The sequence below is a fragment of the Mycobacteroides sp. H001 genome, assembly GCF_001440005.1.
Taxonomy (GTDB): Bacteria; Actinomycetota; Actinomycetes; order Mycobacteriales; family Mycobacteriaceae; genus Mycobacterium; species Mycobacterium gwanakae.
The window spans coordinates 87,715-111,331 of sequence record NZ_LJYH01000038.1; the positions used below are offsets into that span (position 1 = coordinate 87,715).

Genomic DNA, 23,617 nt, shown 5'->3' on the forward strand with positions numbered 1-23,617 from the left:
CGTCATGGTGGAGTACCTCATCGACAGACGGGGCGGATTCACCGGGCTTCCGGCCAGCGGTACGTGTACTGACCAGAGCTTGGACCCCGAGGCGCGACGTGCACTGGATGGACTGTTGGACAGCCCCGGGTCGCTTCCGGGCGACCCGGGTGCCGACCGCTTCACCTACACGGTGACCCGGGTCAGCGGGTCTGATCGAACCACGCGGGCTATCCCGGAAAGTCTGCTGCCCGACGCCGTTCGGCAGGTCGTCAAAGAGCGAATCTGACGGACGGCTGACGCGGCGGGACCTGACAGTTCACCGCTCGCGCTGAGCGGGCATCCGCATTGCCGGGTAGGCTGATTCGCAATGTGCAACCGTTTCATCATCCCCCCGGCCGTACTGACGCGACTGGCTGAGGATGGTGATATCGCCGAAGACTCGCGGGTTGCGCTGCTGGACACCGCGGCATCTGAATTGTCCTGGCGTACCTTGCGTAATGCGCACACGCGAGCCACCCGGACGGCAAGCGGTAATACCATCAGCGCAGCCATCACGGCACTGGCCAAGGTCCCCGAAACACCGGTGTTCGATTGCCGGCAGACCACCTCGCTGCCGGGTGTCGCCGTGGCCGATCCGGCCACATCCAAGGACGCCACCGTCCAGCGGGCGTTCACCGAAACGGCTGACGTCGTGCGGTTTTACCGGGAGTGCTTCGGGCGCAACTCCGTTGACAACGCCGGCATGACGCTGATCTCGTCGGTCCACTACGGCGTCAAGTACGCCAACGCGTTCTGGAACGGTTCGCAGATGGCCTACGGCGACGGTGACGGGCAGTTGTTTCTGGACTTCACCAAGGCCAACGATGTGATCGGTCATGAACTCACACATGGGGTTACGCAATTCACCGCAGGTCTGAACTACGAGAACGAGGCCGGGGCATTGAACGAGAGTGTCTCGGATGTCTTCGGTTCGATGTTCCGGCAGTGGCAAGCAGGCCAGAGCGCGGATAAGGCCGACTGGCTGATCGGCAAGGACATCCTGGGTCCGCGGGCCCTCGCCAAGGGTTACACCTGCCTGCGGGATCTCGCCGATCCCGCTGCCGAGCACTGCCTCTCACCGCAACCGGCTCACTATCGCGACTATGTGCCCGGCAGTGATCCGCATGACGGCAGCGGCATCCCCAACCACGCGTTCTACCTGGCGGCGACCAAACACGGCGCCAAATCCTGGGAAGCGGTGGGGACGGTCTGGTACGAGGCGCTGACCAGCCCGAAGGCCCGCAAGAACATGACGTTCAAGGCTTTCGCCAAACTCACCCGGCAGATCGCGGCGGCCCGCCCCGGTGCCGACTCACCCGCGAGCGCAGTTGACGAGGCCTGGACCGAGGTCGGGCTTTAGTCGCCCACATCCCAGTAGTTGGGGCAGGACACGTCGACATACACCGTCGTATTGGCTTTCACCTGCGTGCCCGAGCGGTCGGGGTTGTTGATCCCGTTGACGGTGCAGTACACCAGCGGGGTCAGGGTGTTGCCGTTCACCCAATTGATCTGGACCTCGTACCCCTGACTTTCCAGCGCCGAGATGGTTTCGCTGGCCGAGCCGGATCCGGCCACCGGCCAGTTGGGGTCCGCGGCGGCTATCGGCGCAAGTGACAGCGCCATCACCGCCGACATCACCACTGCTGCGAACCGCATGACGAACCTCCTCCACCATGTTAGCTCGCTCGGCTGAGGCAAGATGGGACCTCACATCCCATGAAGGAGAGACCGATGACGTTCTCGTCCGAGCACGACGATTTCCGCAGTACCGTCCGCCGGTACATCGAAGAGAAGATCAACCCCCACGTCGACGAGTGGGAACGCGAGCAGATGATGCCGCTGCACGACGTGATCGCCGATATGGCCAAACTGGGGCTGGTCGGCCTCGAGTACGACCCCGAATACGGCGGACAGGGCGCCGATCACCTCTTCACGCTGGTGCTGGCCGAGGAATTGGGCCGGGTGGATCACGGCTCTTTCCCGATGGCCTTCGGGGTGCACATCGCGATGGCGACGCCCTCGCTGCACAAGCACGGCACCGATGAGCTCAAGCGCGAATTCCTGGTACCGGCGCTGCAGGGCGAGCAGATCGCCGCGATTGCGGTAACCGAGCCCGACGCCGGATCCGATGTGGCCGGCATCAAGACCCACGCCCGCCGCGACGGCGACGACTGGGTGATCAACGGCTCAAAGATGTTCATCACCAACTCGGTTCAGGCCGACTGGCTGTGTGTGCTGGCCCGCACCTCCGATGAGGGCGGATACGCGGGGATGAGCCAGATCATCGTCCCCACCAAGACGCCCGGGTACCAGGTGCGCAAGCTCGACAAACTGGGCATGCACGCCTCCGACACCGGTCTGATCACCTTCGACGACGTGCGGGTGCCGGTGTCCAACACCATCGGCGAGATCGGCCGCGGGTTCCAGCAGCAGATGTCGCAGTTCGTCATGGAGCGCATGTTCGGTGCCTACGGCATACCCGCGAGCGTGAACAGGGCGTTGCAGCGCACCAAGGAATACGCGTTGGCGCGCCACGTGTTTGGCAAGCCACTGACCAAGAATCAGCATCTGGCCTATCAGTACGCGGGGCTGGCCGCGCGGGCCGACATGCTGGAGGTCTACAACCGCGACATCGCCGGCCGGTACATGGCGGGGGAGAACGTGACCCGCAAGGTCACCATCGCCAAGCTCACCGCCGGACCGTTGGTTCGCGAGGCCGGTGACTGGTGCCTGCAGGTGCACGGCGGCATGGGGTACATGACCGAGACGTGGACATCGCGGTTCTTCCGGGATCAGCGTCTGCTCAGTATCGGCGGCGGCGCCGACGAGGTGATGATGCGGGTGCTCTCCCAGATCGACGGATTCTCCTGAGGCTGAGCGGGGAATCGGTCGGAGAAAGGCACTTCGATGTGCCCACGTCTATGCGACAAACCGGCACCGCCGCGAAAGTTGTCGCATAGACGCGGGCACTAGCGGCATGTCCCGGGAATCCCTGGGCGCCCTCAGACCCGCGCCAGCTCCTGTTCCACCGACGCCACGTCGGAGACGTTCACTCCGATGAGTGTCAGATCGTGCAGGCGCTCGGGCGTGACCTGCGAGGTGGCGTCCTCGACGAGCACCGCGCGGTAATCCCGCTCGGAGGCGTCGAACAGCGTGGCGCGCGGGCAGTTCGGCAGATTGCAGCCCGCCACCACGACGGTCGAAACACCCCGGTCACGCAGGTGCTGCTCCAGCTCGGTCCGGTAGAAGGCGCTCCAGCGGGGCTTGAACACAATGTGCTCCGCGGGGCCGACTTCCTGAAACCCGCCTGCCAACAGCAGCTCTGAGTCCAGTTGAGCATCGTGTGGCAGCAGCTCGACGGGGATCTGGGAACCGTCGGTGCCGGGTGCGGCCACCTCGCGGCCGGCGAGAATGTCTGCGCGACGGGGCAGATCGGTGTCGGTGCCGCCCGGTACATAGAGCCGCACCACGTGCACGATCGGCCGACCGGCCTGGCGGAAGGCGGCGATCAGCCGACCGAGCGCGGGAATTCGATCAGCGGTCCCGGGCACCGCCATGGCGCCGGAGACGAACTCCGCCTGCACATCGATGACCACCAAAGCCGAACTGTCCCACTGGGGAGCGACGAAGCTTGTCACTCCCCAACACTAGATGCCCAACCCGGCAGTGCCTACACCTGCACGGTGACCGGCTGCACGCCCCAGATCTGCTCGCAGTACTCGGCGATGGCTCGGTCCGAGGAGAACTTGCCACCGCGTGCGGTGTTGAGGATCGACATCCGCGTCCACGCCGTCACGTCGTGCCAGGCGTCGGACACCCGCTGCTGGCATTCGATGTACGAGGAATAGTCGGCCAGCACCAGGAACGGGTCGTGGCTACGCAGCGAGTCCACGATCGGCGCGAACACCGACGGATCTCCACCCGAGAAATGGCCGCTGGCAATCAGATCCAGCACGGCGCGGAGTTCGTCGTTGAGTTCGACGAAGTCCTCCGGCCGGTATCCCTCGTGCACCAGGCGCTGTACCTCGTCCACGGTCAGCCCGAACAGGAAGAAGTTCTCGGGGCCTGCCTCCTCGCGCATCTCGACGTTGGCGCCGTCGAGCGTGCCGATGGTCAGCGCCCCATTGAGCATGAACTTCATGTTCCCGGTGCCCGAGGCTTCCTTGCCCGCCGTCGAAATCTGCTCCGAGAGATCGGCTGCCGGATAGATCAGGTGCGCGCTTTTGACGTTGAAGTTGGGCAGGAACGCCACCTTGAGGTACTGACTGACGTGCGGGTCGTTGTTGACTGTCTCGGCCACCGCATTGATGAGCTTGATGATCCGCTTGGCCATGAAGTATCCCGGTGCGGCCTTGCCTCCGAAGATGAAGGCGCGCGGGGCGATCCGCAGCTCCGGGTTCTGCTTGAGCCGGTGGTACAGCGTCACGATGTGCAGCACGTTGAGGTGCTGACGCTTGTACTCGTGGATTCGCTTGACCTGGATGTCGAACATCCAGTTGGGATCCAGATCCACCCCGGTGGTCGCCAGCACGTACTCGGCGAGCCGGGCCTTGTTGAGGCGCTTGACCTCTCGCCACTGCATCCGGAACGACGAGTCCTCGGCGTACGGTTCCAGCTCGCGCAGCCGCTCCAGGTCGGAGATCCAGCCCTCGCCGATGGCGTCGTCGAGCAGCTCGCGCAGGCCCGGGTTGGCCAGCGCCAGGAACCGGCGCGGCGTCACCCCGTTGGTCTTATTGCTGAACCGCTCCGGCCACAGCTCGTAGAAGTCCTTGAGCACGCTCTCCTTGAGCAGCTCCGAATGCAGCGCGGCTACTCCGTTGACGGCGTGGCTCCCGACGGTGGCCAGGTGCGCCATCCGCACACTCTTGCCGCCCTCCTCGCCGATGAGCGACATGCGCCGCACCCGGGCGTCATCACCGGGGAAGCGGGAGCGGACCTCGTCCAGGAAGCGGCGGTTGATCTCGTAGATGATCTCCAGGTGCCGGGGCAGCGATTCGGCGAACAGTCCCAGCGGCCACGTTTCCAGCGCCTCGGGCAGCAGGGTGTGGTTGGTGTACCCGAAGGCCGCTACCGTGATCTCCCAGGCCTCGTCCCAGCCCAGGCCGCGCTCGTCGACCAGCAGCCGCATCAACTCCGCGACGCCGATGGACGGGTGAGTGTCGTTGAGCTGCAGGGCGAATTGCTCGGCGAGCTCATTGACCGGGCGCTCGGCCACATCCTCCAGGATGTGCAGCACACGCTGCAGCGAGCAGGAGACGAAGAAGTGCTGCTGCAGCAGCCGCAGCCGCTTGCCGGCCTCGGGTTCGTCATTGGGGTAGAGCACCTTGGTCACGGTTTCGGAGGACACCTCGTCCTCGACGGCCTTGTAGTAGTCGCCCGCATTGAAGGCGTCCAGCTCGAAGGACTGCACGGCGCGGGCGCTCCACAGCGTCAGCGTGTTGCAGGTGTTCACGCCGTAGCCCTGGATGGGGGTGTCGTACGGGATGCCCTTGAGAAAGCGCTGCGGGACCCAGCGCGCCCGGAAGTTTCCGTCCTCATCCAGGTACTGCTCGGTGTGGCCGCCCCACCCGACGATGAAGTTCAGGTCGGGTTTGGCGATCTCCCAAGGGTTTCCGTTGTCGAGCCAGTTGTCGGTCTTCTCGACCTGCCACCCGTCGCGGATCTCCTGATCGAAGATCCCGTACTCGTACCGGATGCCGTAGCCGATCGCGGGGCGATCCAGGGTGGCCAGCGAGTCCATGTAGCAGGCCGCCAGCCGGCCCAGGCCGCCGTTGCCCAGACCCGGCTCTTCCTCGCACTCGAGCACCTCGTCGAGGTCCTGGCCCAGGGCCGAGAGGGCATCGCGCGCCTGCTGCTCGATCTGCAGGTTCAGCAGGTTGTTGCCCAGCTGCGGCCCCATCAGGAACTCCGCCGACAGATACACCGCCACCTTGCGGCTCAGGTCCAGGTAGGTCTGCATGCTGGCAATCCAGCGCTGCTGCATGCGATCTCGGACCGCGAGTGCCAGGGCGCGGTAGTAGTGCGCGGGGGTGAGCACGCTTGCCGGACGCCCGATCGAGTACCGCAGATGATCGATGATGGCTCTCTGCAGAGTGTCGGCGTTCAGGCCGGTGCGGGAGTGCTCGTCATGGTCAAGCTCGGCAGAGTGCGTCATGTCAACACCGTGCCATCGAATGGCGCACGGGAAAACCGGAAATAGGCGACCGGGAGGTTACTGGGGGGTGACCACCACTCGCACCCCGGACGGCTCCTTTGCCGCCCAAACGGTCTCGATATCGGCCAGCGGCCGGGCCAGCGTCTGTAGCTGCAGGTCACCGCCGTCGACCATGGCGAACAGCTTCGGCAAGGCCTCGGCGCGCGCCTGCATCAGGGCCTCGGGCGGCACGCTGCCGATCCCGACACCGGACAACGTGATGCCGGTGCTGCGCAAGGTGGAAGCATTCACGCTGATTGTCTCCCCGGTCATCGCGCCGATCTGCACGAAGCGGGTAGCATGGAAATGTGCCGACGGGTGACTGGCCGCCAACGCATTCAGGGTCTGCTCGGCGGGGGAGCCCCACAAGTAATCCAGCACCGCATCGAACGGGTGCGCCGCGTGCCGCGCGGTGATGCTCTCGGTGAGGTCATCGCTGCCCAGCGTGATGACATCGTCGGCTCCCACCGTGCGCAGCCAGTCCAACCGCTCGGCGTTACGGCCCGCGACCGTCACGTGCCCGGCGCCGAACACCGATTTCGCGAGCTGCACCGCCAGCGAGCCGGTCACCCCGGTGGCTCCGAGCACCAGCACGTGCTGGCCGGGCTGCACGGCGGCGCCATGGGACAGGGCCAACCAGGCCGATATTCCCGGGTTGGGGATCGCGGCGGCGGTCACCGAATCGACGTGCTCGGGCACCTCGACGGCACCGGCCGGGTACACGACGGTGCGTTCGGCCATCATCCCGTACGGTGCGAGCGATCCGCTGTACACCCGCTTGCCGTTGGCCAGCCGGGCGACACCGTCGACTCCGGCGATCGCGGGAAGGCTGATCTCCTTGCTGCTGTAGTGCTTTCCGGAGATGACGGCCCGGGTCAGGTTGGTCAGGGCCGAGGCCTCCACGGTGGCGACCTCGGTGCCGTCGGTGGGCTGCGGGTCCGGGAAGTCGGTGTAGGCGGGCTGCTGCCCCCATTCATGCACGACTGCTGCCTTCATGGCGCGCTCCTCAAAGTTTCTGTAGATATGGTTTCCATCGAAACCATATGAACAATGTACGGCGCGTGCCGCCGGATGGCAATATGGTTTCCATGAAAACCAAGTCGGCGCTGATCACCAGCATCAACACGCTGGTGGGTGCGGTGGGGGACAAGTTCGAACCGGACGAGGATTCCGATGCCGAACGCGATTTCATGGCGCAGCGGTGCCCGCACCGGATGGAGCACCTTGTCAGGACGCTGCCGACGCTGTCGCTACATCTGCTGGCGGCGATTGCCGAGGGGCCGGTGAGTGTGGTGGGTCTGGCGGCGCGCTCGGGCCAGCTCAAGGGCACGGTGTCCAAGCACGTGCAGCGGCTGGTGGACGCGGGCTGGGTTGAGCGTGTGCCGATTCCCGGTAACCGCAAGGAGATCGAGCTCATCCTGACCGCCGACGGCGGCATCGTCGTCGACGTGCACAGCACCTTGCACGAGGAGATGGAGCATGGCGTGCGCGACTTCTTGCAGCGCTACAGCAATGCCGATCTGCAGGTCGTCGAGAAGGTGCTGCAGGACCTACTGGCCTCCGGCAGGGACGGCGTGCGGATCGTGGCAGCCGAGGGCTAGGCCGGTATCCAGTTGCCGTGGAACTGGAAGGGTATGCGCGCCGGAAGGTGAACGGTCGCAATATTTTCCATTGACTGAGCGTCGACGATCAGCATGTTGCTGAGTTGAGTGCTGCGGTCATACTCGTATCCGATCAGCACCCCGTCGCCTTCCTCGGCATCCGCGGAACGCGGCACGGGCGAGAACTCGCCGGGTATGTGTCCGGCCTCCAGCTTGTGTTCGGTGGTGCCACCTCCGGTGAGGTCGTAACGGATCAGTGAGGCACGGGCGTCATCGAGGCTTTGCAAGGTGTCGATATCGGTGTCGCCGACGCTCGTGGTGAAGCCGTATCGGTGCGGCAGGCTGACCCGGCGCGGGTCGACCATGGGGAACTCCTGGAGCCGTTCGTCGGTCCATGATTCCTTGACCACGCCGGTCTCCAGGTCGACCTCCCACCGGTGCAGCCGTGGGCGTCCCGTCCCCAGCACGTCGGCGATGTTGTACTCCGAGTCGTCCTCGGGTCCGGTGATCCGGCAGGCGTCGATGACGATGGTGCCGTCCTCTTCGTGTGCGTTGAGGGTGTGGAACACATAGCAGGGTTCGATCTCGAACCAGCGCACCGTCGCGGGCCCCTGGCGGGGTATCACGCCAATTCGGCTGGGATGGGAGGCTTTCCAGCGCAGGGGAAACTCGGCGGTCTTGGGTAGGGGTACGCGGGCCACCAGCGGACCGAGCAACGCGGGCGGCTCGAACCGGCCGAGGAGCCCTGCCGCCATCCGGGTGATGAACGACGGTGCCGACGCGGGTGCGACCTTTCGAGTCAGGAGGTTGAGGTCGATCACCAGCGGGCAGTCGAAGATCATCACGTAGTTCTGGCTCAGGGCGATGTCGTGCAGCAATGGCCTGCCCGGCACGTCCAGTGGCACACTCTTGCGTACCGTGCCGTCCGGGCCGATCACCACATAACGCGCCACCGCCGGTCCGACGAGTTGGTAGGTGACTGCGTGCAACTCGCCGGTGACAGGATCCAGCTTGGGATGCCCGGTGTATCCGCCTTCTAGCGTGCGGCCGAAATCGCAGGTTCCGACGGTCTCGAGTTCATCGTTGAGCTCATAGGGCGCCAGACCGCCCTCGGCGCTGACGATCGTCTTGCCGGCGAAACCAAACACGTTGGTCTGTGGGGACACGGTCGTCACGCCGGCGCGATAGTTGGCCGGTTTCGGCTTCTCGCCGAGCAGTCTGGATACCTTCGGTGTGCGCACCCACCGGCTCCGGTACCACTCGGCGCGGCCATCGCGCAGCCGCACGCCGTGCACCATGCCGTCGCCGGTCGCACCGAATACCGAGTAGTTGTTGGGGTTATATTGCCCGGGAAGGGGATTGGGACCGGTCCGGACGTAACGTCCGTTCAGGAACTTCGGTATCTCACCGGTGACCTGGAGGCCGGTTGCTGTCGTCTCCCGATCGACCGGGAGCACGTGCTCGTCCGAAAGTAGATCTATTTCCATGTCGACATCCTTTGGCTGCATCATTGAAGCTAGAACGTAGAGTCAAGCTCGACGGTAGACCCAATGAATGGGTATGGCAAGGATGGAATCCGGTGGCTACGAGTCCGTGGGCAGTGCGGCCGGATAGGCGGCCGAGACCCCCGCGATGATGAAGGTCGCGCACGTGCGCACCGCCACCGCAGGGTCGATGTGGTGGGTGATCGCGGTCAGCACTCCCGACATGATCGCCCGTGCGCTCATGGTCGCCAGCAGCAGGCGCCGATGCGCCGCGGCCTCGTCCTGCGCCGGATCCCCGAGCTGGAAGATGGACATGATGCGGGACACGGCGTCGGTGAGCACCTGTTCGTCGAACCCGGGAACCCGGGGCGCCGTGGAATCGGCCAGCAATTGCATGCCCAAGGGCCGAGCGGCCGCATGGTTGAAGAACGGCTCCAGGGCCGCGCTCAGTGATGCTGTCGGGTCGTTCAGGTCGAGGTTTTCCGGCATCGACACGTCGTCGAAGATCGCGCGCATCAGGTTGGCCTCGCGTCCGACGAGCCGGATGAGGAGTCCGTCCTTGGAGCCGAAATGTGCGTAGAGCGTCTGTTTGGTCACCTGGCCGGACGCCACTATTTGATCCATAGTGACTGTCCCGCAACCCTGTTCGGCCACAACGGATAACACCAGATCGAGTAGCTCGTCGTCGGTGGGCCGATAGCCGGGGCTGCGTGACGTCACTGCAGTACCGTAACCGCTTGGGGCGGCGGTTAGTCGAGCACTTTGATGGATAGCGTGGGTTTGGGGGTGTCTCCGTGCTCCAGCCGGTCCCATACCGCGTCGATCAGCGGCTGCAGTAGCAGTGCGCCCATCTGCCGAACCATCACGGACACAACCTGAGTGGATTCGGGGCGTTCGGTGGGGGCCATGCCTTCCTCGCGGAGTGTGGCCACCTCGTCGCGGGTCAGCTGAATCAGCGCGGTCAGCAGGCTCAGCTGTTCTTCGGAAGGCTCGAGTACGGCCCGGCGTACGTAGTTCACGATCGGGGGATTGGCCTTGAGCATCGCGACGACGGCGGCGTCGCGGGCCGCGGCGAGCTTGCGCGGGTCCTTCTCTTCGTCGACCGAGCGCAGTGCTTCGACGTGGTAGTCGACCACCAGCTGATCGACGGCCTGACGCAAGCCGGCCTTGGTCTTGAAATGGTGTTGCACCAGGCCCAGTGTCACCCCTGCCGCGGATGCGACCGCGCGCAACGAAATTCGCTCCTCGCCGTACTGGGCGTACAAATCCAGCGCGGTATTGCGAATGCGCGCCTTCGCGGTCAGGTCCTCTTCAGTCGCGCGCGGGTTTGCCATAAGCCTCATTGTACCGCACCCCTTTACAAACGAATCTGAAACGATACACTTGTATTGTCTCGACGAGGAGGTCACTGAAAGATGTCTGCACTTTTCCCGGCGTATCGCGCGTCCTGGGAGACCGATGCGCACCGCGACCTGCGCAAGCATGCCGCAGAGTTCCTGCGCAAGGAGTCCACGCCCAACCAGGAACGCTGGAGTGCCCAGCATCAGGTTGACCGTGAGTTCTGGAACAAGCTGGGCGACGCCGGCCTGCTTGGCCTGGACCTGCCCGAGGAATACGGCGGTGCCGGAGGCGATTTCGGATTTTCGGCGGTGGTCGCCGAGGAGCTGGCACTGGCCCAGGACACCGCGACGGGCTGGGGCGTGCACTCACCGATCGTCGCGCACTACATCAACACCTACGGCAACACCGAGCAGAAGGCCCGCTGGATGCCCGGCATCATCAGCGGCGATCTGGTGCTGGCCATCGCGATGACCGAGCCCGGAACGGGTTCGGATCTGCAAGGAGTGCGCACCAGCGCGGTCCGGGATGGCGACCACTATGTGATCAATGGCTCGAAGACGTTCATTTCCAACGGTACCCATTGCGACCTGCTGGTGATCGTGGCCAAGACCGATCCGTCCCAGGGGGCCAAGGGGATATCGCTCATCGTCGCCGAGACCAAGGACTTACCCGGATTCGAGCGCGGCCGGGTGCTGGAGAAGGTGGGGCAGCACGGGCAGGACACCCGCGAGCTGTTCTTCAGCGATATGCGGGTGCCGGTGGCCAACCGGCTCGGCGAGGAAGACGGACAGGGGTTCATCCAACTCATGACCCAGCTGGCGCGCGAGCGCCTCATCATCGCGTCGGGGAACGCCGGTATGGCCGAGGCCGCGGTACTGGAGTCGATCAAGTACACCAAGGAGCGTCAGGCATTCGGCCAGCCGCTCATCAAGTTTCAGAACACCAGGTTTCAGCTGGCCGAGTTGAAGGCCGAGGTGCTGTCCATCAAGACAACCGTCGACTGGTGCATCCAGAACTACATCGACGGTGTCAACGATCCCGCAACGGCTTCGATGGCCAAGCTGGTGGCCACCGACAAGGGGGTCGCGGTGGTCGATCGGTGTGTCCAGTTCTTTGGCGGATACGGCTACATGATGGAGTACCCGATCGCCCGCGCGTACGCCGCCGCACGCGTCAACAAAATCTACGGTGGCACAAGCGAAATCATGAAAGAACTCATCTCGCGGTCTCTGTGACCCGGCACGGTAAGGAGCCGCAATGAAGCAGCAGAACAAGGTTTTCGTCGTCGGCGTCGGCATGACGAAGTTCGAGAAACCCGGAAGCCGTGAGGGCTGGGACTATCCGGCCATGGTCAAGGAGAGTGGAACCAAGGCACTCGATGACGCCGGTGTGCGCTACGAACAGATTGAGCAGGCCTTCGTCGGAAACGTCTACGGGGATTCGTGCTCCGGGCATCGCGCTCTCTACGAGCTGGGCCACACCGGAATCCCGATCTACAACGTCAACAGCAACTGCTCGACGGGATCGACCGCACTGTTCATGGCGGCCAACGCCATTCGGAGCGGTCAATCGGACGTGGTGCTGGCCGCCGGTTTCGAGAAGATGGAACGCGGCTCGCTGAGCATGAAATACACCGACCGCGAGTCACCCTTGATGCCGCAGATCAACCGTCTCGGTGAACTGACCCCACCGCAGATGCCAATGACCGCATGGATGTTCGCCGCTGCCGCCGAGGAGTACATGCGCGAGTACGGCCTGACCGCCGAGCAGTTGGCGTGGATCGGCTACAAGAACCACAAGCACTCGGTGAACAACCCGTACAGCCAGTTTCAGGACGAGTACTCACTGGAAGATATCCTGTCGTCGCGGAGCATTGTGGCGCCGTTGACCAAGCTGCAGTGCTCGCCCACCTCGGACGGGTCGGCGGCAGCCATCGTGGCTAGCGAGGAGTTCGTTGACAAGCACGGACTCGCCGATCAAGCCGTCGAGATCGTCGGACAGGCCACCGTCACCGACCGGGCCGACACCTTCGACGGCACCGCGGCGGGCATCGTCGGCGCACACATGAACAAGGCGGCCATCGCCGCCGTCTACGAGCAGGCGCAGATCGGCCCGGAGGATATCGACGTGGTGGAGCTGCACGACTGCTTCTCGGCCAACGAGGTCCTGGTGTACGAGGCGCTCGGATTCTGTGAGCAAGGCGAGGCCGGCAAGCTGATCGACAACGAGGACACCACCTTTGGCGGCAAGTGGGTGGTCAACCCGTCGGGTGGCTTGATCTCCAAGGGGCATCCGCTGGGCGCCACGGGGCTGGCCCAATGCGCGGAACTGAACTGGCAGCTACGCGGGCAGGCCGACAAGCGTCAGGTCGCGGGCGCGGCCACCAAGGATGGTGTGGCGCTGCAACATAACATCGGACTGGGTGGCTCGGTGGTGGTTACCGCGTACCGCCCGGCGCAGCGTTAAGCGGCGCGCACCAGTCCGGATCGGGCGAACCGTCCGGCGGGGGAGAACCGCTCCAGGATGGCATCGGCGGGTTCCCCCGCCCACTCGGTGATGAGTTCCTTGGCTGCCTCGATCGAGGTGACCTTCTCGAACGGCTTCGGATCATCGAGCAGGCTGAAGAGTTTGGACGCGAATCCCTCGTGCACGTGGCCCGCCGCGAAGAACAGATCGCCGTAATCGTGCAGCTCGTCGTCGCCGAGATACAGGCGGGTCACCAGCTGCGCGGCACGTGCCCGCCGGTCGTAGAACTCCTCGAAAGCCGCAGTGAGCCAGGCGGTGTCGAAGGGGCCGTCGTGTGCGGCGGCCTTGTGAACCAGCGCGGCTGCCTGCACCAGGCCGCCCTGTGCGCCCTGACCGGCGATCGGGTCGTAGGCCACCGCGGTGTCGCCAAGCGCCGCCACGGGATGTCCGCTGGCGGTGTGTCCTACTCCGTGCCGCACCAGCTGGGTGACGGCGCCGGTGATCCATGAATGCGGATCTTCCTCGATGACGTTGAGCGACAACACCTCCGGGAGATCCCAGTCGATGTACTCGCGATGCACGTCAGTAACGGTCTGTAGTGCGGAGGCGGCGCTGTCGACGGCCGAGTAGCGCCGTTCCCAGTCGCTACCGGGCTTGGCCCAGGTGAGGAACGACCACGACGGTCCGGCGTCCTTGTGCAAGTAGGGTCCCCACCATGCCTCGCCCTGATCGGTGATGAACGAGAACGCGCTGTGGCGTCCACCGGCGGGTCCCCGGTGCGCGAAGACGTCGGGCCCATGTCCCAGACCCGCAACGGTCAGCATCAGCAGCCGGCGCTGGGGACGGTCATACACCGTGCGGGAAGCGTCCACCGGGAACAGCGAGGACAACCCGCCGCGGCCGGTTGCCACCAGGGTCAGGTCGTGGGCGCCCGCGATGGCGTCGAGCCTTTCCGGATCCACCTGCTGCACCACGAGACGTCCGCCGCGCTCCTGGAACTGGACGAGGCGATCATCGGCCTTGAGTCGGGTATCGACGGCGACACCCTGCGTGCCGCCGTCGAAGTCGGCATCGAAGGCGATGACCTCGGGGCGGCCGGGTTCGCTGCCGTCGACCAGGCGCACGCTGAGTCCGGTGGAGGTTGGCCCGGGCTCCAGGTAGCTGGTCAGCCCCAGGCTAGCCTCGGCACGTTGGGCCTCGCCGAATATCAGTGCGGTGCCGGTGGCCGGCACGTCCTCACGCAAACTTCGCTGGTCCCGGTCGCTGTAGATCGTGACGTCAAAACCATTGTCCAGCAGCCCCAATGCGGCCGTGGCGCCAGTCTGTCCCGCGCCGATGATGGCCGCCTCGCGCCCATGTCGTGTCGTCATGCCGCCACTATCGGCGCGCGATCTTATGTGCGAAAGGCACCCGCTCATGGTGATTGCAAGGTCCATAATCGGGTGTGCAAAATCGGCAACAGCTAGAGCCAGGGTTTCAGTACCTGCTGGTTACCGATGCGCTTCGAGGCGCGGGGCAGTTGAGGCAGCTCAAGGTTGGCATCGGGGTCTTGTGCTTCTCGATCGTGCTGTTTGCTGGGGCTACTCAGTTCATCCCGTTGGGCCCACAGGGTGTGTGGCCACGCAGTATTCAGGCCATCGCGGCCGCCGTAGCGGTAATCGTCGGCCTGTGCTGGATCATGTTTCCCTGGCCGAGCCGGCGCGGCATGGTCGCGTTTGTCATCTGGGCGGACGTCACCCTGGCGATAGCGGCGGCCACATTTTCCGACCCGACTGCCAGGCTTTCCGCGGTCGTATACCTGAGCCTGGTGGGGCTTCTTCCCACATTTTTCCTGGGTAGACGCGCATTGGTGATCCACTGCGGCTTCGCCCTGGCATTGTTCGGAGTGCTGGTAACCATGAACATCCTGGTCGACGGTGCGACCTGGTCCTCGCAGTTCACTTACGGTGCACCCGCACTGGCCGCGGTGGTGCTGATGCCGGCCATCATCCAAGTGGTTCTCGAAGGAGGCCGCGACTCGATCCTGGCTGCGGCGGTCTCGGCGAACCGCGATCCGCTGACGGGCCTGTTGAACCGTCGGGGGGTGACCACCGCGATCGACCTGCTGCACCAAGACCGCATCGATGCCGTCAACGTCGTTGTGGTGCTGATGGATGTGGACGGACTCAAGGAACTCAACGACACTCGCGGCCACGGCGCCGGCGATGAGATATTGAAGGCAGTGGCAGCCATGCTTACCGCGCGCACGCGGGTCGGCGAAATCGCCGCACGCATCGGCGGTGACGAGTTCCTGGTCGTCGCGTTTCCCGGACGTGCCGAGGACATCGAGAGCACCGTGCGTCGCGTGAGCACGCCGCGCGCGGGCATCGACTCGTGGAGCGTCAGCGTTGGCGCGGCCTGGCAATCTCGAACCGGAGGCGGAATTGACCTGGATTCGCTTGTCCAACAGGCAGATTACGAGCTGTACAAGGTGAAAAGCTCGCGCGGGATGTTAGATCCCCAGCACTGATCCGCCGTTAGAGCACGACCACCGAGCGCAGCACCTGCCCGTGATGCATTTTCTCGAAGGCTTCTTCGATATCGCCGATGCTGATGCGTTCGGTGACGAAGCGATCCAGGGGCAGGCGGCCCTGCTGGTACAGGCTGACCAGGGTGGGGAAGTCCCGTTCGGGCAGGCAGTCGCCGTACCAGGAGGACTTCAGCGATCCGCCGCGGGAGAAGAAGTCGATGAGCGGCATCTCGAGTTTCATGTCGGGGGTGGGCACCCCCACCAGCACGACGGTGCCCGCCAGATCGCGGGCGTAGAACGCCTGCTTCCAGGTTTCCGGGCGGCCCACCGCATCGATCACGACATCGGCACCGAACTCGCCGGTGAGTTCTTGCACCGCGGTCACCACGTCCTCGACCGTGCGGGCGTTGATGGTGTCGGTGGCTCCGAAGTCCTTGGCCCAGGCCAGTTTGGTGTCGTCGGTATCGATGGCGATGATCTTGCGTGCCCCGGCCAGCTTGGCCCCGGCGATCGCGGCGTCCCCGACCCCGCCGCATCCGATGACCGCGACCGAGTCATCGCGCCCGACGTTGCCGGTGTTGACGGCTGCACCCAAGCCGGCCATCACACCGCACCCCAGCAGGCCGACCACGGCCGGATCGGCGGTCGGGTCGACCTTGGTGCACTGACCGGCGTGCACCAGCGTCTTCTCGATGAACGCGCCGATGCCCAGGGCGGGGGTCAGCTCGGTGCCGTCGGTCAACGTCATCTTCTGGGTCGCGTTGAACGTGTCGAAGCAGTACTGCGGGCGTCCGCGCTTGCAGGCCCGGCACACTCCGCACACCGCACGCCAGTTCAGGATCACGAAATCGCCCGGCTCGACAGTGGTGACGCCCTCGCCGACCGTCTCCACGATTCCGGCCGCCTCATGGCCCAACAGGAACGGGAACTCGTCGTTGATACCGCCCTCGCGGTAGGTCAGATCGGTGTGGCAGACGCCGCACGCCTGCACCTTCACCACAACCTCACCGGGGCCCGGGTCGGGAACCACGATGTCCACCAATTCCACCGGAGCCTTCACCGACCGAGCGATCACACCGCGCACAGTTTGAGACATGCGTCAGACGCTACAGTCCCAGGCATGGGTGCCCTCGACCTCGTCGCCGATTGGCCAGTACCCACCGTCGCCGCCGCGGTAGTGGGGCCGGAGGGGATAAGGGCCCAAACCGGCCCTGTCACGCACCAATTCGCACTCGCATCGGTCACCAAACCATTGGTGGCCCGGTCCGCACAGGTGGCGCTGGAGGAAGGTGCCGTGGAGCTTGCGACGCCGGCCGGCCCGCCCGCTTCGACCGTCGAACATCTGCTGGCGCACGCTTCGGGGCTGTCGCTGCTCTCTGACGCTGTCATAGCCAAGCCCGGTACTCGCCGGGTGTATTCGAACTACGGCTTCGCGGTGCTGGCGCATACGGTGCAGGCCGGGTCCACCATCGAGTTCGGTCAGTACCTTCGTGAGGCGGTGTTCGAGCCACTTGGTATGGGGCACACGGTGTTGCCCGGCGGAGCAGACACCGCCGGGTACGGGGGAGCGTCCACCGTCGTGGACCTGGTGGCCTTTGCCGGTGAGCTGCTGCGTCCGCGTCTTGTGACGGCCGAGACGCATCAGCGTGCGACGAACGTCGTCTTCCCGGGATTGGACGGGGTGCTGCCCGGCTACGGCGTGCAGCGTCCCAACGACTGGGGCCTGGGCTTTGAGATCAAGAGCACCAAGATTCCGCACTGGACCGGTACTGAGAATTCACCGGCCACCTACGGCCACTTCGGGCAGTCCGGCACGTTTTTGTGGGTGGACCCGATCGCCGATCTGGCACTCGTCGTGCTGACCGACAGGCCCTTTGACGGTTGGGCCAACCAGCTGTGGCCACAGCTCTCCGACGCCGTGCTGGCCGAATTCGGGTAGGGGTTCTCAAACTCTCAGGAAGCCGTTACCTCAAATTGGGCTCTGGGACTGGCGCAACACGCGCACCACAGGGCACAATGGTGTCACAAGGCACATTGGTGTAATTCGGTAACACGCTCTGAAAGCTTCGCGAGTCGTTGGGGAAGACGTCCTCGTCGAAGACAAAGGAGCACTACGAATGCACGCGTCGCCTCAGTTCGCCGACTCGACAACCGGCGTGGTGTATGTCCATGCCTCTCCGGCTGCGGTGTGCCCGCACGTCGAGTGGGCTTTGTCGTCGACCCTGTCGGCGATCTCATCGAGCCGCCCGGCGGAAGTCTCGCTGCGCTGGCAGGCACAACCAGCCATGCCGGGGCAGCTGCGTGCCGTCACCAACTGGGTGGGCCCCGTCGGTACGGGTGCGCGCCTGGCCAACGCCCTGCGCTCGTGGCCCGTGCTGCGCTTCGAAGTCACCGAGGACGCCAGCGATGGCGTGGACGGACAGCGCTTCAGCCACGTCCCGCAGCTGGGCATGTGGAGCGGTAGCACAAGCGCCAACGGCGACATCATGGTCAGCGAGATGCGGCTGCGCACACTGCTGGACGGGGACATGCGATCGGACCCCGGCAGCATCACCGCCGAACTCGACAACATGCTGGGCACCGCGTGGGATGACGCGTTGGAGCCGTACCGCAGCGGCGGCGACGGCGCCGAGGTCACCTGGCTCCGCGGAGTCGGTTAAACCTCAGCTCTTGTTGGCGTTACCGATCAGACGGCTCACCAGGAAGCCGATGTAGGCGAGGCCGCCGAGGCTGCCCACGATGCGGGTGCGCCGGAATGCCAGCGCAAGGCCGAGCAGCAGCTCGGTGACGCCGTTCTGGTAGACCCAGCGGCGGGTGTCCTCCGGGAAGGCGACCTTGGAGAGAGACTCGAACGGCTGGGGCGCGATGAAATGCGCGACACCGGTGGCTGCCAGTCCGGCGCCGCCCGCCCGGAATCCGATACCTGCGAGGCGAATGCCCAGGCGCACCAGATTCTCGATGAGCGCCGACAGCCGCTGAAACAGGCTCGGCCCGACCTTCGTCGTGACGAGCGTCGCGGTCGGCTGACCGTCGACAAGCAACTTGAGTGCCTTCTTGCGCCGAAGTGCCATTCCCCAGACTCCCTTGTCGATTATGTGAATGAAACGTCACTCTAACAGTAGGGGGATGACTAGGCGTCGGCCTGTCGCGTGGCGACGTCGATGCCGAACGTCTCCACCAGGAAGCTCACGATCGCGGGTGTCACCCGGCGCGGCCAGAACCGCAAGGTGGCCAACGTTCCAGCCGAAACCACTTGCGCACCAACGATATCGATGGCGAGATTGTGCGCGTCGGCCGCCGGGTGCAGCGGGTCGGCGGTGAGCGAGAGGATCATGGTGGGCGCATCAACGGCCCGCCGTACCGCGCGTGGCGGTGCCATACGGCCCACCAGCATGCCCTTCATGAACGCCGCCGAGCGCGACGGCGGAGCGGTCAGGAACGAGCGAATAAGACCCAGGGTGGGCTGCTCGGTTTCGGGGAACGATCGAGCCACCGCGCCTACCAGCCACACCAGCGGCCGACCGAGAGTGAACAAGGTGAGCCCGGCCGACCACAGGTACCCGGCGACGCCGATGCCGTTCTCCAGGAATGGCCCCTCGAGCAGCAGCCCGGCCACCCGCTCGGGTGCCAATGCCGCCGCCTCTACCGAGATGTTCGCGCCGACGGAGGTGCCACCGAGCACCGCACGCTCGATGCCCAGGGCATCCAGGGCGCCGATGAGCTGGCGGCCCAGCGCTTGTGAGTTGTAGCGGTCCGGCTCGAGCGGGCGCTCATCGGCGGTGGTGCCAAGCAGGTCCAGGCAGATCACCCGGAAACCGCGCTCGGCCAATTCCTTGGCCCAGGCGTGTTCCAGATAGTGCGAGGTGAGGAAGGCGTGGGACAGCACCACAACGCGGTCCCCGGAACCGAACTGGCGATATGCCAGCCGGTGTCCGTCGACCGTGACCGTGGTGCCGACCGTCACAGCGGGATGTTCTTGTGCCGGCCGCGCCGTGACGGCGCTTCGGCGAGGGCGCGGGTCAGCACCGCGCGGGTCTGCGACGGCTCGATCTCCTCGTCGACGACGCCGATCTCGATGGCACGATCCACGCCACCGGCGATCCGCTCGTGCTCGAGAGCCAGCTCCTCATGCAGGGCCTCGCGCTCCTCTTCGGGGGCGGCGGCCAGCTGCTTCTTGTGCAGGATGCCCACGGCGGCCTTGGCGCCCATGACGGCGACCTCGGCGTCCGGCCACGCGAACACCTTGGTGGCGCCCAGCGAGCGGGAGTTCATGGCGATGTAGGCACCACCGTAGATCTTGCGGGTCACCAGCGTGACGCGCGGAACGGTGGCCTCACCGAACGCGTGCAGCAGCTTGGCGCCGCGGCGCACCACGCCGCCCCACTCCTGGCCCACACCGGGCAGGTAACCGGGCACGTCCACGAGCACGATCAGCGGAATGCCGAAGGCGTTGCACAGGCGCACGAAACGCGCTGCCTTCTCGGCGCTTTCGGAGTTCAGGCAGCCACCCAGACGCAGTGGGTTGTTGGCCAGCACGCCGACGCTTCGCCCGGCCAGGCGGCCCAGGCCGATAACCATCGACGGCGCCCACTTGCCCTGGAATTCTTCGAACGGGTCGTCCCCGTCGAGCAGCGCGTTGACGATCGGGTGCACGTCGTAGGCGCGCTTGGCCGACTCGGGCAGCAGCGCGCGCAGATCGGTGTGATCGGCCTCGGCGCGATTGCGGTCGAAAACGCCCTGCTGGCAGAAGAACCCGACCAGCTTGCGACCACGCGCGTAGGCGTCCAGCTCATCGTCGGCGACGATGTGGCACACACCCGACTTCTTGTGGTGGGCCTCGGGGCCACCCAGGGTGGCCATGTCGACGTCCTCGCCGGTGACGCTGCGGACCACGTCGGGTCCGGTGACGAACACGCGGCTCTCCGGCGCCATGATGATGACGTCGGTCAGTGCCGGGCCATACGCCGCACCGCCGGCGGCGAAGCCGACGACGATCGAGATCTGCGGGATGTAACCCGAGGCGCGGATCATGGCCTCGAAGACCAGCCCGACGGCGTGCAGGGCCGAAACCCCTTCAGCCAGACGGGCACCGCCGGAGTGCCAGATACCCACGATGGGGCTCTGCTCCTCGATGGCGGTGTCGTAGGCGTTGACGATGTGGCGGCAGCCCTCGATACCCATGGCGCCGCCCATGACGGTGCCGTCGGTGCAGAAGGCGATGGTCCTGACTCCGTTGACCGTGCCACCGGCGGCCAGCACACCCGAGCGGTCACGCTCGTGTAGCAGCTCGACGGTGCCGTCATCGAAGAACGTGCTCAGCCGGAGCAACGGATCACGCGGATCGAGCGATTCGTCGATGGCCTCGGGAGCCAGGATCGTCATCTTGAGCCTCTCTGGTGCTTAGTACTTGCCAAAGGCAAGCGCAACGTTGTGCCCGCCGAATCCGAACGAGTTATTGATTGCGTATTTAAAATCCCCGTGACGCGGCTCTCCCGCAACGACATCCAGGTCGATTTCGGGATCAAGGTTGTCAAGATTGAGCGTCGGCGGGATAACGCCGTCGCGCAGTGCGAGCACGGTGAGCACCGATTCCAGGGCGCCGACGGCACCAATCGAGTGGCCGAGCGCCGACTTGGGCGCGTACACCGCGGCATGCTGCACACCGGCGACGTGGATGGCATTAGCCTCGGCGACATCGCCGATTGGGGTGGCCGTGCCGTGCGCGTTGATGTGGTCAATGTCCTTGGGGGACAGGCCAGCTGTCTGAATTGCGCGGGTCATCGCCGCACCGGCGCGCACACCATCGGGGCCGGGGGCCACCATGTGGTACGCGTCGGAGGTGATGCCGGCGCCCATGATGCGGGCCAGGATCTGCGCGCCGCGAGCCTTGGCGTGCTCTTCGGTCTCGATGACCATGAGCGCGCCGGCCTCGCCGAACACGAATCCGTCGCGGTCCTTGTCGAAAGGACGAGAAGCCTTCTCCGGCTCATCATTTCGGGTCGACATGGCGCGCATCATGGAGAACGCGGCGATCGGCAGGGCTTCGATCATGCCCTCCACACCACCGCAGACGACCATGTCGGCATCGCCCATCACGATCTGGCGCCACGCGTGTGCGATGGCCTCGGAGCCGGAGGAACACGCCGACACCGGCGTGATGACACCCGCGCGGGCGCCGATCTCCAGGCCCACCACCGCGGCGGCACCGTTGGGCATGCACATCTGGACGGCGAGCGGTGAAACCTTGCGAATGCCATGCTCATTCATGGTGTCGTAGGTTTCGACGATGCGCTCGCCACCGCCGAGCCCGGTACCGATGACGACGCCAAGGCGGTCCTTGTCGATGTCATCGGGCGTGCCGGCGTTCTGCCACACCTGACGGCCTACGAGCAGCGCCATGCGCTGCACGTAGGCCATCCGGCGAAGCTCCAACCGGGTCATGTGGTTGTCGATGGGCTCCTTGAGGTGCCCACCGATCCACACGGGCAGACCGAACTTCTCGACGAATTCGTCTTCGAGAACCTCGATGCCGCTCTCCCCGGCGATCAATCCCTTCCACGTGCCCTCGATGTCAGGCGCGATAGATGTCGTTGCGGCGAGAGCCGTCACAACGACGTTGGGGAAGCCACCGTTGGCAGTGGAAGGGGTTGTCACTAGTCCTAGCCCTCCAGCTGCGCGCGGATGTTGGCTGCGGCCTCGGGGTTTTCCTGCTCGAGCTTCTCGATGTAGTTGACGACATCGCCAACGGTCCGCAGACCGGCCAGATCCTCATCGGGGATCTTCACGCCGTACTTGTCCTCGGTCTGGACGGCGATCTCAACCATCGACAGCGAGTCGATGTCCAGGTCGTCGACGAACGACTTCTCGAGGGTGACCTCGGAGGGCTCGATACCGGTGACCTCTTCGATGATCTCGGCGAGACCGGCGACGATGCGATCTTTTTCTTCTGCGGTGGCCACTCGGTGGCTCCCTTCGGTGTTGTGGACTGCGGGTGCAGCCCTGGGGTGAACTCTGTGTTGTGGAACGGGATGAGTGGGCGGCACTGCCCGCCCATCCTGGGTACTACTTCTTGGTGGTTTGGCCGCTTACAGCTCGGCCAGGGCGTCGAGGTCTTCGAGGGATTTCAGGGCCTGGTTGGTGACGCCACGCATCTCACGCTTCGCGATGCCGGCCAGTGCACCTGAGGGCGGCAGCTCCACAACGGCCTGCACGTCCGCGGTCTTGAAGTATTCGGTGCACAGATCCCAGCGCACCGGGGAGGTGAGCTGGTTGACCAGCTTCTCCATGGCGTCGGCGCCGGAGGCGACGGGGGTGCCATCGAAGTTGGACAGCAAGGTGGTGACCGGCTCAGACGGGAGGATCGCGGCCGCTGCGGCGGCGTACGCCTCCTGCGCGGAAGCCATGAAGTGGGTGTGGAAGGCACCGGCGGTGGCGAGCTGGCGCACGCGCGCCTTGGCCGGGGGATCCTCGGCCAGCTTCTCCAGTGCGGTGATGCGGCCAGCGGCGACGATCTGTCCGGCGGCGTTGCGGTTGGCGGGGATCAGCTCGAGGGCCTCCAGGCGCTCCAGCACCTCGGCCTCGTCGCCGCCCAGCACGGCGGACATACCGGTCGGGTCCAGCGCGCAGGCCTTGGCCATCTCGGCGCCACGGGTGGCGGCCAGGGCGACGGCTTCATCGGCGGAGATGACCCCGGCGATGGCGTAGGCGGCGATCTCACCGACGGAGTGGCCGGCGACCACGGTGGTCTTGGCGTTGAGGTGGCCGCGCTTGGTCAGCTCGTCGTAGGCCAGCAGGGTCAGTGCGACGACCAACGGCTGAGTGATCGAGGTATCGGTGATCTCCTCGGCGGTGGCGGTGGTTCCCAGGCGCACCAGATCGAGTCCGCTGGCCTTCGACCACTGCTCAACCTGGTCGGTGGCACCGGGCAATTCGAGCCACGGTGTCAGCATGCCGGGAGTCTGGGATCCCTGTCCGGGAGCGAGCAGCGCAATCACGTATTTAA

At 65.3% G+C, this 23,617-nt stretch carries 24 protein-coding genes; 9 read left to right on the plus strand and 15 right to left on the minus strand.

Annotated elements, in window-relative coordinates; genetic code table 11:
- Positions 1-4: 4 nt before the first annotated feature.
- Together AOT83_RS18845 and AOT83_RS18850 are read left to right on the plus strand one after the other, a co-directional pair.
- Positions 5-268, plus strand: coding sequence for a protealysin inhibitor emfourin (locus AOT83_RS18845; protein WP_030095271.1), 264 nt, complete (start codon positions 5-7; stop codon positions 266-268).
- Between the two features lie 81 nt (positions 269-349).
- Positions 350-1,381: a M4 family metallopeptidase gene (locus AOT83_RS18850; RefSeq protein ID WP_030095272.1), complete on the plus strand. Its 1,032-nt coding sequence runs from the start codon at positions 350-352 to the stop codon at positions 1,379-1,381.
- Here the strand turns inward: AOT83_RS18850 and AOT83_RS18855 are convergent.
- Positions 1,378-1,677 carry a hypothetical protein gene (locus AOT83_RS18855; protein ID WP_057964063.1) on the minus strand — a complete coding sequence of 100 codons (300 nt, stop codon included), beginning with the start codon at positions 1,675-1,677 and terminating at the stop codon, positions 1,378-1,380. The two genes, AOT83_RS18850 and AOT83_RS18855, sit on opposite strands and share 4 nt — an antisense overlap.
- 75 nt (positions 1,678-1,752) lie before the next feature.
- Between AOT83_RS18855 and AOT83_RS18860 the strand changes: the two genes are divergently transcribed.
- Positions 1,753-2,892, plus strand: coding sequence for an acyl-CoA dehydrogenase family protein (locus tag AOT83_RS18860; protein ID WP_057964062.1), 1,140 nt, complete (start codon positions 1,753-1,755; stop codon positions 2,890-2,892).
- Between the two features lie 131 nt (positions 2,893-3,023).
- On the opposite strand, the gene AOT83_RS18865 is transcribed toward AOT83_RS18860, so the two are convergent.
- The 3 genes from AOT83_RS18865 to AOT83_RS18875 are packed head-to-tail and all read right to left on the minus strand — an operon-like array spanning position 3,024 to position 7,210.
- Complete coding sequence (locus AOT83_RS18865) at positions 3,024-3,659, minus strand: isochorismatase family cysteine hydrolase (protein WP_030095349.1); 636 nt, start codon at positions 3,657-3,659, stop codon at positions 3,024-3,026.
- 32 nt (positions 3,660-3,691) lie between these two features.
- A complete protein-coding gene (locus AOT83_RS18870) occupies positions 3,692-6,175 on the minus strand; it encodes a glycogen/starch/alpha-glucan phosphorylase (RefSeq protein WP_030095350.1) in 2,484 nt (827 codons plus the stop codon).
- A gap of 57 nt (positions 6,176-6,232) precedes the next feature.
- Positions 6,233-7,210 carry a zinc-binding alcohol dehydrogenase family protein gene (locus tag AOT83_RS18875; RefSeq protein WP_057964061.1) on the minus strand — a complete coding sequence of 326 codons (978 nt, stop codon included), beginning with the start codon at positions 7,208-7,210 and terminating at the stop codon, positions 6,233-6,235.
- Positions 7,211-7,302: 92 nt separating this feature from the next.
- Here AOT83_RS18875 and AOT83_RS18880 point away from each other — a divergent pair, with 92 nt between their 5' ends.
- Positions 7,303-7,815, plus strand: coding sequence for a MarR family transcriptional regulator (locus AOT83_RS18880; RefSeq protein WP_057964130.1), 513 nt, complete (start codon positions 7,303-7,305; stop codon positions 7,813-7,815).
- On the opposite strand, the gene AOT83_RS18885 is transcribed toward AOT83_RS18880, so the two are convergent.
- From AOT83_RS18885 to AOT83_RS18895, 3 genes are all read right to left on the minus strand, one after another.
- Complete coding sequence (locus AOT83_RS18885; protein ID WP_057979775.1) at positions 7,812-9,302, minus strand: carotenoid oxygenase family protein; 1,491 nt, start codon at positions 9,300-9,302, stop codon at positions 7,812-7,814. The two genes, AOT83_RS18880 and AOT83_RS18885, sit on opposite strands and share 4 nt — an antisense overlap.
- 96 nt (positions 9,303-9,398) lie before the next feature.
- Positions 9,399-10,019, minus strand: coding sequence for a TetR/AcrR family transcriptional regulator (locus AOT83_RS18890; RefSeq protein ID WP_057964059.1), 621 nt, complete (start codon positions 10,017-10,019; stop codon positions 9,399-9,401).
- Between the two features lie 29 nt (positions 10,020-10,048).
- On the minus strand, positions 10,049-10,633 hold the full coding sequence (locus AOT83_RS18895; protein ID WP_057964058.1) for a TetR/AcrR family transcriptional regulator: 585 nt from the start codon (positions 10,631-10,633) through the stop codon (positions 10,049-10,051).
- Between the two features lie 81 nt (positions 10,634-10,714).
- Between AOT83_RS18895 and AOT83_RS18900 the strand changes: the two genes are divergently transcribed.
- Both AOT83_RS18900 and AOT83_RS18905 read left to right on the plus strand, forming a co-directional pair.
- Positions 10,715-11,875 (plus strand): acyl-CoA dehydrogenase family protein, encoded by a 1,161-nt coding sequence (locus tag AOT83_RS18900; protein WP_057964057.1) that lies wholly within the window; start codon positions 10,715-10,717, stop codon positions 11,873-11,875.
- Positions 11,876-11,897: 22 nt separating this feature from the next.
- Complete coding sequence (locus AOT83_RS18905) at positions 11,898-13,106, plus strand: lipid-transfer protein (RefSeq protein WP_030095361.1); 1,209 nt, start codon at positions 11,898-11,900, stop codon at positions 13,104-13,106.
- Here AOT83_RS18905 and AOT83_RS18910 read toward each other — a convergent pair.
- Positions 13,103-14,476 carry a styrene monooxygenase/indole monooxygenase family protein gene (locus tag AOT83_RS18910; protein ID WP_057964056.1) on the minus strand — a complete coding sequence of 458 codons (1,374 nt, stop codon included), beginning with the start codon at positions 14,474-14,476 and terminating at the stop codon, positions 13,103-13,105. The genes AOT83_RS18905 and AOT83_RS18910 overlap by 4 nt on opposite strands.
- Before the next feature lie 74 nt (positions 14,477-14,550).
- Between AOT83_RS18910 and AOT83_RS18915 the strand changes: the two genes are divergently transcribed.
- On the plus strand, positions 14,551-15,615 hold the full coding sequence (locus AOT83_RS18915) for a GGDEF domain-containing protein (protein ID WP_030095363.1): 1,065 nt from the start codon (positions 14,551-14,553) through the stop codon (positions 15,613-15,615).
- Positions 15,616-15,622: 7 nt separating this feature from the next.
- Here the strand turns inward: AOT83_RS18915 and AOT83_RS18920 are convergent, their stop codons facing one another.
- Entirely contained in the window at positions 15,623-16,711 is a 1,089-nt protein-coding gene (locus tag AOT83_RS18920; protein ID WP_044104408.1) for an S-(hydroxymethyl)mycothiol dehydrogenase, read from the minus strand.
- Positions 16,712-16,735: 24 nt separating this feature from the next.
- Between AOT83_RS18920 and AOT83_RS18925 the strand changes: the two genes are divergently transcribed.
- Positions 16,736-17,554 carry a serine hydrolase domain-containing protein gene (locus AOT83_RS18925; protein ID WP_057964055.1) on the plus strand — a complete coding sequence of 273 codons (819 nt, stop codon included), beginning with the start codon at positions 16,736-16,738 and terminating at the stop codon, positions 17,552-17,554.
- A gap of 178 nt (positions 17,555-17,732) precedes the next feature.
- The gene (locus AOT83_RS18930) at positions 17,733-18,275 is read left to right on the plus strand and encodes a DUF3145 domain-containing protein (protein ID WP_057964054.1); all 543 of its coding nucleotides are present in this window, start codon (positions 17,733-17,735) and stop codon (positions 18,273-18,275) included.
- A gap of 3 nt (positions 18,276-18,278) precedes the next feature.
- On the opposite strand, the gene AOT83_RS18935 is transcribed toward AOT83_RS18930, so the two are convergent.
- The 6 genes from AOT83_RS18935 to AOT83_RS18960 all read right to left on the minus strand — a co-directional run bounded on the left by AOT83_RS18935 (position 18,279) and on the right by AOT83_RS18960 (position 23,609).
- On the minus strand, positions 18,279-18,686 hold the full coding sequence (locus AOT83_RS18935; protein ID WP_030095367.1) for a hypothetical protein: 408 nt from the start codon (positions 18,684-18,686) through the stop codon (positions 18,279-18,281).
- Between the two features lie 59 nt (positions 18,687-18,745).
- A complete protein-coding gene (locus AOT83_RS18940; RefSeq protein WP_057964053.1) occupies positions 18,746-19,579 on the minus strand; it encodes an alpha/beta fold hydrolase in 834 nt (277 codons plus the stop codon).
- Positions 19,576-20,997, minus strand: a complete 1,422-nt coding sequence (locus AOT83_RS18945) for a carboxyl transferase domain-containing protein (RefSeq protein ID WP_030095369.1) — start codon at positions 20,995-20,997, stop codon at positions 19,576-19,578. Before AOT83_RS18945 ends, AOT83_RS18940 begins: the two co-directional genes overlap by 4 nt.
- Before the next feature lie 18 nt (positions 20,998-21,015).
- Positions 21,016-22,269, minus strand: coding sequence for a 3-oxoacyl-ACP synthase KasA (gene kasA / locus AOT83_RS18950; protein ID WP_030095370.1), 1,254 nt, complete (start codon positions 22,267-22,269; stop codon positions 21,016-21,018).
- Between the two features lie 5 nt (positions 22,270-22,274).
- Complete coding sequence (gene acpM / locus AOT83_RS18955; RefSeq protein ID WP_030095371.1) at positions 22,275-22,574, minus strand: meromycolate extension acyl carrier protein AcpM; 300 nt, start codon at positions 22,572-22,574, stop codon at positions 22,275-22,277.
- A gap of 126 nt (positions 22,575-22,700) precedes the next feature.
- On the minus strand, positions 22,701-23,609 hold the full coding sequence (locus tag AOT83_RS18960) for an ACP S-malonyltransferase (RefSeq protein ID WP_081343688.1): 909 nt from the start codon (positions 23,607-23,609) through the stop codon (positions 22,701-22,703).
- Positions 23,610-23,617: the final 8 nt, after the last annotated feature.